The organism is Flavobacterium sp. GNP011, from assembly GCF_056428925.1.
Genome location: NZ_JBWJVJ010000010.1, coordinates 39415 through 50745 on the forward strand (window position 1 = coordinate 39415; position 11331 = coordinate 50745).

6 protein-coding genes are annotated in these 11331 nt (G+C 29.6%); 2 read left to right on the forward strand and 4 right to left on the reverse strand.

The annotated features are described in order from the left end of the window. The first annotated feature begins 100 nt into the window (after positions 1–100). Together AC061E_RS10185 and AC061E_RS10190 are read left to right on the forward strand one after the other, a co-directional pair. Positions 101–559 (forward strand): hypothetical protein, encoded by a 459-nt coding sequence (locus AC061E_RS10185; protein ID WP_478286144.1) that lies wholly within the window; start codon positions 101–103, stop codon positions 557–559. A gap of 166 nt (positions 560–725) precedes the next feature. Next, complete coding sequence (locus AC061E_RS10190) at positions 726–1376, forward strand: hypothetical protein (protein WP_478286145.1); 651 nt, start codon at positions 726–728, stop codon at positions 1374–1376. 880 nt (positions 1377–2256) lie between these two features. Here the strand turns inward: AC061E_RS10190 and AC061E_RS10195 are convergent. From AC061E_RS10195 to AC061E_RS10210, 4 genes are all read right to left on the reverse strand, one after another. After that, on the reverse strand, positions 2257–4197 hold the full coding sequence (locus tag AC061E_RS10195) for an alpha/beta fold hydrolase (RefSeq protein WP_478286146.1): 1941 nt from the start codon (positions 4195–4197) through the stop codon (positions 2257–2259). Positions 4198–4209: 12 nt separating this feature from the next. Continuing rightward, positions 4210–4860, reverse strand: coding sequence for a 4'-phosphopantetheinyl transferase family protein (locus AC061E_RS10200; protein ID WP_478286147.1), 651 nt, complete (start codon positions 4858–4860; stop codon positions 4210–4212). A gap of 15 nt (positions 4861–4875) precedes the next feature. Then, on the reverse strand, positions 4876–9321 hold the full coding sequence (locus AC061E_RS10205) for a non-ribosomal peptide synthetase (RefSeq protein ID WP_478286148.1): 4446 nt from the start codon (positions 9319–9321) through the stop codon (positions 4876–4878). 218 nt (positions 9322–9539) lie between these two features. Further along, entirely contained in the window at positions 9540–11183 is a 1644-nt protein-coding gene (locus AC061E_RS10210; RefSeq protein WP_478286149.1) for a cyclic peptide export ABC transporter, read from the reverse strand. Positions 11184–11331: the final 148 nt, after the last annotated feature.

Here is an 11331-nt window from a genome sequence, read left to right on the forward strand (position 1 = left end):
TTCACGAATTATATTTATCTTGGCAGAAAGAACTCAGTTCGCTTTGATTGGCAACTGACATTTAACGCGGGAACGTTAGCGGTGATTTATAACTGAACTCATGAAAATACAACTTTTTATCATTCTCGTTGCTTTTATTGTTTCGTGCAATAAAAAAGATGATGCCTTTCCAAAAGACAAAATTATAGAAGAAAAGCAAAAGAAAATAAAATTTACAGATACTATATCTGGAATATATAAAACCGAATTTGACTCTATATCGGATTGTCCAATTACTTTAAAAATATCACGCCACGATGGAAAATACTATTATAACTTAGAAACTTCCAAAAGAAATCTGAAAGGCAAAATTTATTTTATTAATGATCGTAGTTATCTGGTGCTTGAAGGAATCCCATGGGATGAATACAGAGATGAAAATGAAAAAGTAAAGCCAAAAGGTATTCCTTTTCTAATTTTTAAAGATAGACTGAAATTACAAAATACTGGAAATTCAACGAACCATTATAAAATATTTGGTGAATGTGGAACGGAATATATTCAATTAATGAAAAAGTAAACCACCGCTAACAGCCGTTTGGCGTGATTGGGGTTTTAGGCTGAATTTAAAGATGGTTTTGTATTTGGAAAATTTGTGTTTAACCGAAAAATCTCGCGTCTTTATTCCCCAACCACGCCAAGCGCCAGAACGTTAGCGGTTACCAGTTCGAAAAACAGAAATATGTATGAAAGAAGAATTTATAACATTTGAAAAATTTAATGACCAAAATTCAGCAAAAGAATTAGGCGAATTAATAGCTGAACAAAACATTGAATTTTTGTTAGAAGACAATTCTTTGAGTTTCGACCCAACTTTTGCTAACAATGGTTTTGGGAAAGAATATTGCATAAAACTCAAGAAAAGTGATTTTGAAAAAGCCAATAAAATATTAGCTGATAAATCGGAAAACGAAATTCATCACATTGATAAAGATTATTATTTGTTTAGTTTTTCCGACCATGAATTAATTGACGTAGTTTCAAAAAGTGACGAATGGAATAAATTTGACGTTTCACTTGCTAAAAAACTACTTAAAAAAAAAGGCGAAGAAATTACACCCGAAGAAATAGAAAAAATTAAACAGCAAAGAATTTTAGAATTGTCAAAACCCGAGGAAGGTCAAAAAATCTATATAATTCTAGGATATTTAACAGCATTTTTGGGCGGATTATTGGGGATTTTTATTGGTTGGCATTTGTTAACTTATAAAAAAACACTGCCAAATGGAAGCCGAATTTATGCCTATTCAGAAAATGACAGAAAACAAGGAAATCGAATTTTAATAATCGGTGGAATATTTTTGGCGTTTTGGATTATAATTAGAATTCTGACTTAAACCGCATACTCTGGCAACCGCTAACACTTGCTACAAGTGATTTGGGTATTAGGCTTAATTTGAAATAGGTTTTGTACTTTCAAAGACAGTGTTAACCGAAAGTTTAGGCTTCCTTAATCCGCCACATCGCCAAGCAGTAAGACGTTATGCGGGAGTTGCCCAAATCTGTAAAAACCAAAAACACATAAGCTTTTGGTTAAACAAAAACCTCAGCTACTATTGTAAAGAAAATAGTTGTATGATTGTATTTCCAAAAAGGCCGATACGAAATCCGAACTCATAATAACTACCAACGGTAATCAGGAATACTTTAACAGGGTAATTGATTTAGTACTTAAGGCACCACAATTGATGAATTGAAAATTCACTGCGTTCATACATACAACCGAAAGAGTTTATGAAATTACCGATGGATTTACAAGCCATATATCTTCCATGAGCTAACATTAAAAGCCAGTGAACTCAAGTTTCTAACTTTAGTTTATCAAGAAGAAACTCAAAGATTAGTCACCATAGTTTTTCTTAAAATCTACAATTTGCATTGTGATACTAAGACTTTAGGACAAGAAATTTTCATCATAATTCAAGACATACTGGGAGAAAATTCACTTTTCCAAAATATCAAGTCTATACAGCTAACACAAATGCCAGATAACGAAGATGACTTAATATATTTATATGAATTACAAAACTATATCAACGTTTAACAACTAAAAAATCATCATCAAAACTGTCCAGTTTGATCCTGAATAACTCTCCAGTTTAAACCGGAAAAGGGTGTTCTCTTTACTCAAGAATATCCAATATTAAAAAAAGAAAGGCTATCAGCCTTTATCTAACAGCTTCTCTTTTTAATTCACATGTCTAAAATCAATGCTTTTTAAAACAAAAATCCCCAATATTGGAAATAAACACCGATAAGGAATAAAGAAAATAAAATTGTCGCAATAACGCTTGTATTCGAAATAGACTTAATTTTAAAAGCAAAATAAAGAATTGAAATCATTGTAAATGCTATAAAAACCCATTGAATTATAAATAAGTAATCAAATTGATTTGGCACCCCAAAAGCAAGTAAATAAAAATTGTCTTGAGCCGTACTATCAACAGCAAAAACAAACCCAATAATAGTATATAAACCTAATAAAGAAGTTATTATAATTAAACACTTCATCAATTTATTTTGAGTAACATCTTTCCTATTTCTAATTAGTACATAACAAAAATTGAAAATTGAAATTAATAGGATAATAACAGCGATAAAGAATGGAGCAAAAAATAATAAGTTAAATTCGTTTAGGCTATTAGCAAAATTCGAAACTCCTCCATTAATCTTTACATCAGTAACAAAATGAACTTTGTTATTCGATTGAAATCCATTCACATCAGGATTTTGACCTGGATTACTAATAAATTCATTTAAAATTTTAGATCCAATTTTCGAAAAACTAGGTGCATGACCAGAAACTGGAGCGTTTACTAAAAAACTATTTTTGAACTTCCCAACAATAGTTTTCCCGTTTGAAGCCGGAGTGATAGGATCAAATTCACCTGAAAACACTAACACTGGTGCTGTTAATATTGATAGATTCGAAAAATTATTTAATTCCTTAGATGACTTATCAATTCCTAAATTCCATTTATCACATACTAAAAAATCTGATTTATAAAAAGACAACCCTCCTTTTAATTTTTTATAATTAAGTGCCTCCTTGTCAAATTCAGAAATCGAATTATTAGGGATAGCCTCGTTACAGCTTACGCAATAATAAGCTCCATAATCTAAACTTAAAGCCCCTGAAAAAGCAGCTACAAGTGAACTCAAAGTACTTTTGTTTCCTTTATTAAATTCAGTGATTAATAAGGGTAATACTTCAATTAATTTTCTTTGATATAGGGATTGTTGAATAGCAATTTTAAAATCTTCCACATTATAAGTAAACTCCCCACTAGGAATGATTTTCTTATCAACTTTAACCGTAATAGGCTTTTTGTCTAATCTTTCTATTGTTTCATAGTAGGCGCTCTCTAAATTTGGGTATTGCTTATTACAATTTAGGTCATTTTCACAGGCGCTAAAAACTTTTTTAAGGCTATTCATGTAATTTACAGTATTATGATTATAATACTGAGAAATATCTGAAATCGAAGAATCTAGAATTAATGACTTAATATCTTGAGGAAAATCATTTGCATAAACTTGAGCTGTGTAAGTTCCATAAGAAACACCATAAACATTCCATTTTTCATACTTTAATGCCTTCTTTAAAGCATTTAAATCTTTAGCAATTGATTTACTATTATAAGAGTTTAAATCAATATCTCTATTTAATAAATCTTGTTTACACGCTATTGCAGCAATAGTTTTTTGCTGTTCATCTTGAGTACTATTCTGATTTTTTGATAGTATTTCCAAGAATTGCTTTCCTAAGTCAGGACAAAATTTAGGTAAAGAATTACCAGTTCCCCTAACATCAACTAAAACAATATCACTATTTTTTCTTGACGGATGTTTTAACCAATTCCATATTCCTTCAATACCTCCAGCTCCTGGACCTCCTTCTACATATATAATAGGATTTGAAACTATATTTTTTGAGGTGCATTTCAAAATTGCGATTGCAATTTTAATTGTTTTACCCGTTGGTTTATCCCAGTTTTCAGGAACGTTTAAGTACCTCCATTCTATTTTCTCTTGATTAATAATTTTCTCTTCAGGAAAGAAAGTGGTTGTTTTTTCTAATTTAAAAGTATTTGTTTGAGAAAACAAACAAGTAGGCAACAGACATAGTAGTAAAAATAGTCTCCTTAGATTTTTCATTTTGTTTTTTAATTAAATTATTGGATTTGTATTATATTTTTTTATTGATATTTCACTAATATTAGTTTTTAGTGAGATGTAACATTTATACATCTCATCTATTTTTATTTCCTTTAAATAAAAGTTCTCTTCATTTATTTTGGTCTTATTATCTATAATTTCAAATGATTTTAGGGGAATTGACAATCCATTACCATGAGCCTTTATCACAGCTTCTTTTTGTGTCCAATAATCAAAGAAAGCAACTTTTATATTATTCGACAAAACAACACTATTCCATTCAATTTCAGTCATTTGACTTTTAAAGTCATCTATTTCAATATCCATTACAATTTCAACATCAATTCCTATTTCATGTTTATCACATAATGCACATACAACAATGTTTCCAGAATGTGAGATATTAAACTGGATTAAATCATCATCAAAATAAGGCTTACTATATTTTGTGTGTTTTATCACTTTATTGTGAGGATTATGCCCGTAAATTTCTTCAATCCCCTTAAACAATACTATCCGACCTAAAAGTGACAATTGTGCATCTTGCCATCTTCGGTATCGCTTAATTTTCTCTTGATAATCAACTGGAAATTTTGGCAAATCATTTTTCAACAAACTTTCGTGATTTTCTTTAGACAGATACGAATAATAGATGTAAATCAAAACTATAGGTGTTTTTTAGAAATTAAAATCAAAATCAAATGCTGTACTTTTCTCAAATTCTAATTTAGCATCAATCAAATCCACTTTCATTAATGGATTTTTTATTATTTCATTTAAAATTTGACTGTATTTCAGGGCAACAATTTCTATGGTATCTTCTTCAAATAAATCACAATTATAATCAATAATACCTTTCAGCTTATTTTCACTTTCAAACAAATTAAACACAATAGGTATCCTGCTGTACTTGTTGTCAATAGGATAAGACGTTAATTTTAAATCATTTAATTCATCGATATTCTCAAAGGAAAACTCTGGATTCTGATATACCAACATAACGTCAAAAACAGATTGTGACAGCTTCTCAAAAGAGACAGCTTGATAATCATTTATCTCAAATAAATTATGTTGAGTATTTCTCAATATACCAACAAAAGTTTGCTCCGACTCAATTTGTGTTCTTAAAACAAGCGTTTTAACAAACATCCCAATTTGATTATTTAACTCTGGGATATTTCTTCCGGAGTTTACTGTTCCAATACAAATATCATTATGATTAGAGAATTTATAAATCAAAATATTTAAAGTGGCTACTAAAATGGTATAAAAAGTGACTTGCTCACAAAGTGCTAATTCCTTTAAATCTGAAGTAACATCGGTCGTTAGTTCAAACAAATACTTACTTCCGCTTTGCTGATTATTTTCAATGCTAAAATCCGTATCAAAAGAATCTTTAGGTCGATAATTTTCAAGATATTTTTCCCAAAACAACTTGTTTTTAAAGGCATCATCAGCCAAGGTTTTATTAAACCATTCCGAATAATCTTTAAATTGAAATTTCAAAATATTTACTTTTGTAGCGTCTAGAGAAGTACTTTCATTATAATTTTCAATAAATTCTTTTATAAAAATTTCTAAAGACAATCCATCCATTATAATGTGATGCGTAGAAAAAAGCATTATAAATTGATTTGTATCTAATTGAAGAAGTTGGACTCTTATTAATAAATCTGTTTCTAAATCAAATTCTGTATTAACTAATTGGCTTATAGTTTCTCTTGCTTTTTCACTATTTAATTTATTAACAGTAATTTTAAACCTTTCGTTTTCAGCAGCATTAATTTTTTGATAAGGAATTCCATCTATTTCAATAAAATTTGTCCTCAGAATTTCATGCTTATTAATTATTTTATTAATTGCATTTGTAATATTACCCAAATTTACAATCCCCTCAATACTATAACCAGCAGACATATTGTAAGCTATTGAGCCATTTTTTTGTTGAGATGCTAACCAAATATTGTATTGGGACGGTGTTAGACTGAAAAAGTCTTTAGATTCGGATAATGATATAGCAATCGATTGACTCTTTTCAAGTCCTTGCAAATAACTAGCTAGTAATTCAATTGTTGGATAGTCAAAAATAGTTTTTAAAGTAATAGTAAACGAAAGCTGTTTGGCAATTAATCCAATCAATTTAACAGCGTTTAATGAATGTCCACCATGAGCAAAAAAATTATCATTTACACTTATAGGTTCTTTACTATTTAATACTTCTTTCCAATATTCAAAAAGTTTTTTTTCTAAATAGGAAATAGGAGCTTTAAAATCATCATAATTTGTATTTTGTTGAATGGTTCTTTGGGATAAAAATTTCCTATCCACTTTTTGGTTTGGAGTAAGCGGAAATCCTTCCAAAGGAATGATTGCATTTGGAATCATATAGTAAGGGAGATTCTTTTTCAACGCTATAATTACTTTTTCCGTATCAATTTCTTCTTCGCTTTTTAAAATATAAGCCACTAAAAAAGCGTCTTGTTGATTCCCTTTTTTAGCAATTACTACAGAATCATTAATTCCTTCTATTTGATTTAATTGCGACTCTATATCCCCAAGCTCAATTCTATAACCTCTAATCTTAACCTGATTATCATTTCTTCCTAAAAACTCAATTTCCCCATCATCATTCCACTTTCCTACATCACCAGTTTCATATAGTAAACTTCTGATATTAAATGGGTTTTTAATAAATTTTTCTTTGGTTAGTGTCTCATTTTTATAATACCCTTTCGCTAATCCATCGCCTGCTATATAAATGGCTCCGGGTGTTCCTATTGGCTTGGGACTTAAAAATGAATCTAATATATAAAATTGCGTATTATTTATTGGTTTCCCTATGTTGGACTGCTCTTTTGGATGTTCTATTCTTTTTATGCTGGACCAAATGGTAGTTTCTGTAGGCCCATACATATTCCAAACTTCTAAACTAGTGTTGATGAGCTTTTCTGCTAATGTTTCGCTTAATAAATCACCTCCACACAGTACTTTTAATCCTTTGTCTCCAAGCCAGTCGGCATTAAACAACATTTGATAAAAACTTGGTGTGGCTTGAATTATAGTAGGTTGTACATCCTTTATTTTTTGAATAATCAAATGAGGATCTGATAAAACTTCTTGACTTGCAATATATAAAGTAGCTCCTGAAAACAATGGTGTAAAAAACTCTAATATGGAAATATCAAAAGAATAAGTCGTTACCGAAAACAATATATCATTTGAGCTAACTCCTGGTTTTTGTTGGATACTGGTCAAAAAATTAAGCAACGATTTATGGCCAATTTCAACGCCTTTCGGGTTTCCTGTTGAACCTGATGTGTATATTATATAGGCGGTATCTTCAGGAGAAATCATTGCGGATCTATTGCCTTCGAATGCATCAATTCCTAATAAAATATTTTCCAACGACACTATCGCGACATCTTCAACGCCTTCTAATTCATACTCTTTTTCGTTGATAAGTAATTTGCTTTGGCTATTATCAACAATATAACTTAATCGCTCTTTTGGAAAAGTAGGATCTAATGGAATATAGGATCTCCCTGATTTTAATATTCCTAATAGAACGGCAACCATATGAGCAGATCTCCCTAATAAAACCGCAATTGGTGATTTATCCTTTTCTCCATAAGATTTAATAAGGTATTCTGCTATTTGGTTTGAAAACTTGTTAAGTTCAGAGTATGAATAGGATTTATGATCATCTTTAAGGGCTTCTTTTTCAGGGTTTTTTTCTACTTGTGCTTCAAATAAATCAACGATTGTCTTGTCTTTCGAGTAATCAGCTTTTGTATTGTTAAATTCAACTGTTAACTGATACTCTTCTTTTTGCGATAAATAAATCAACTCACTTAGTTTTTTATCAGGAGAAACTAAAATGGCGTTAATTAAATTTTCAAAATGATGAGTAACTTCTGTTATTCTTACATCATCAAAATAATTCACGTTATAATCAAAGTCAATTTTCACATCTTCCTGTTCATCAAACTCTCTAATGTAAATAGCCAAAGCAACTCGCTCTGATTGATGTGTTAATGGAATTACTCGGGTTTGTGTATTCTTAAAATCATTAGAATAATTTTGTTTTTCATAAGAAAGCGTAATATTAAATAACCTTTCTTTCTCATTAAAAATTTGAAGCTCTTGAATTAATTTGCCCAAAGGAAATTTTTGATGGCGATAATCATGTCTTAATTGATTTTTTATATCAATGATTAAATTTTCAAAAGTAGCCTCAAAATCCAGAGTAATTCTTAAAGGTGAAATCCCCATAAAGAGACCAACAGTTTTCTTATACTTGGATTTACTTCTATTCAAAACGGGCAAACCTATTGCAAAATCATTATTCTGGTGTTTTCTTCCAAAATAAGTATATAAAACTGCTAGAATTACATTAAATGCCGAGCTTTTATTGATAGCAGCTAAACTATTTAATTGATTATAAACTTCTCTTTTTACAATCAGTTCTTTACGATTACTTTTATTAATTTGAAGGGTATCGTCTAGTTTTTCAAACAAATTCTCAGGTAAAGAGTTAAACTTGTTAACCCAGTTCATTTTATCTTGATTATACGATTCGGAATTTCTATATGCAGCATCATCTTCCATAAAATCCTTATAACTAAAAGGATAGATTGTTTTAATTTCACCAGATTCTAAAATCTCGTTATAATTTTGAACCAATCTTTGAAACATTAAAGAAGTACCCCAACCATCAGTTATAATATGATGATAGACTGAAAATAAATAATGAAAATCTTCCTGAACTTTTACCAAAGTAAAAATGTGCAAAAGAGTTCCCTTTAATAAATCAAAAGGTTTCATAAATTCCTTTTGCATATAGAAATTGGCATCATCAATTGGATTTTCATGTTTTGAAAAATCTATAAAACCCAATTCAGATTGGTGTTCATCTACTATTTTGATTTGTATATCATCTTCGTTCTTTATAATAATACTCCTATAAGCATCATGCTGATTGATTAATTCAACATAAGCTTTTTTGAATATTTCAATATTTATTATTCCTATAATTTCAATTTTAGCTCCAATATTGTATATCGGTTCATTTGGAAACAACAATTGATCAAAATAAACATCTTGTTGGGTTAAGGTAAGTTTCATTTACAAATAATTTTTTTTGGTTTAATGACTATTAACTATTGCGTCCAAAGAATAAAGAATACAACTTATAGTGTGTTCTTTCGCAAAGATTGGGCTACTAACAATTTTTTTTAAATAGAATTCACAAAAAATAATTTGCGAAGATCTGCGTTTTCATAGTCTGTGCAAATCTGTGTAAACCTTTTTATTGAGATTTTTTATATTTTATTTATCTCATTTTAATTCACCTCATTATACCATAAACTTTCTGCTGACAAAACATTGCTCTCCACCTTAAAATCTTTCACAATTTGACCATAATCAAATTTTATAATTCTATCGGCATATTTAAAATAGGCATCATCATGTGTAACCGCTATAATTGTTTTGCCCTCTTCTTTGAGTTTAGGCAATAGATTTTCATAGAAATATTTGCGGAAATGTGGGTCTTGATCTGCTGCCCATTCATCTAAAATCAAAATAGGTTTATTCTCCAAAAGCGCAAATATCATAGACATCCTTTTGCTTTGTCCTTTAGAAAAGGAACGTCTTGCCGATTCTTCTTTGTCATCTAAAATGACTTTATCGAGTTCCATTATTTTTAACAATTCCTGATATTTCTCATTTTTTTCTAGAGAATAATTATCGTAATTATGAGAAAATATATGATTTTCTGTAAACACAGCGGCTATCAAATTTTGTGTGTCTGTACTTGGATTTGTGGTTACCCCATTTAAAATTATTTCACCTTCCGAAGGTTGGTATAAACCTGTCAATATATTTATAAATGTACTTTTGCCACTGCCGTTTCCGCCAATAACGAATATCGTTTCGCCTTTTTTTATCGATGTATTTATTGGTCCCAAAGCAAAAGACTTCTCCAGAGCATCATTGTCATAAGCAAAGGAAAGATTATTGAATTCCAAAGAACAAAAATTTTCAATATCTACTCTATTGATTTCTAAAGTTACCGGTGCAGTATCAAAATCACTCATGAATTTTTTAATTCTAGCATTAGCAACTGTCAAACGCGTATATACGTTTTGCATATTAATTAAGTTATTTATCGGTCCTGCAATAAACAAGATAATAACTACATACGAAATAACATCTTCTCTTTTAAGAATACCCAATTCTGGCAATAAAAAAAGAATAACTCCTATAACTAAATACAAACCGTATTGACTTATCAAATTGATGGATAAAAAGACATAATTAATTTTAAAATCCAATTCTTTAGCACTTTCTCTATTAGGAGACAGGTGTGAACTCATTAGATTTTCTCTCCTTTGCCTGCTTAGTTTAAAACCTTTAAAACCTTTAATGACATCATCAACATACTTGTAATAATGTTCGTTGAACTTTCTAAGGTTCCCTACTTTTTGAGACATGGTATTGATTACAATAAGATAAAAAACGGCAATTAAAATTATTAAAACAGTAACAATCAAAGCTGCTGCTAACGATAACGTAAACAAATAGATCATGCAAAGTAACACCATCAATAAAGAATTGATAGAATGGGTAACAACCTCGGGAAAAGACGAAAATATTCGCAAATCTTCTATGGCGGTATAAAAGCGTTGTGAACCCATTTTTTCGAGGGTAATCAAAGGTGCTTTTAATATTTTGTCAAATATCATTTTTTCATTTTCATACAATATCTCAAAAGAATATTTATTAATTCTTTTTTGGAATATGATATTCAGCAGATAGGTGTAAATTACGACTGATACAAATACGATTCCCATATAATCTGTCAAAAAATCTTCTTTGCCAGAGATTACATTATTCATTATATAAATAATTCCGAAACTGAGAATGGTGTTAGGAATGGCGTAAAGCAGAAGGTAAATTACCTGTGAAAATTTTATCTTAAGCATAGTTTTTTATTGTATTAGTTGTTTTTTAAATTAATTTTCAAAATATTTCCGAATTCAGCCGCATGATTATTGATAAAAAAATGATTATCGTAAGTATTTTAAATTCAAAATGATTTCAGGCAAAATTTTTCCAATTTCAAATTGATAC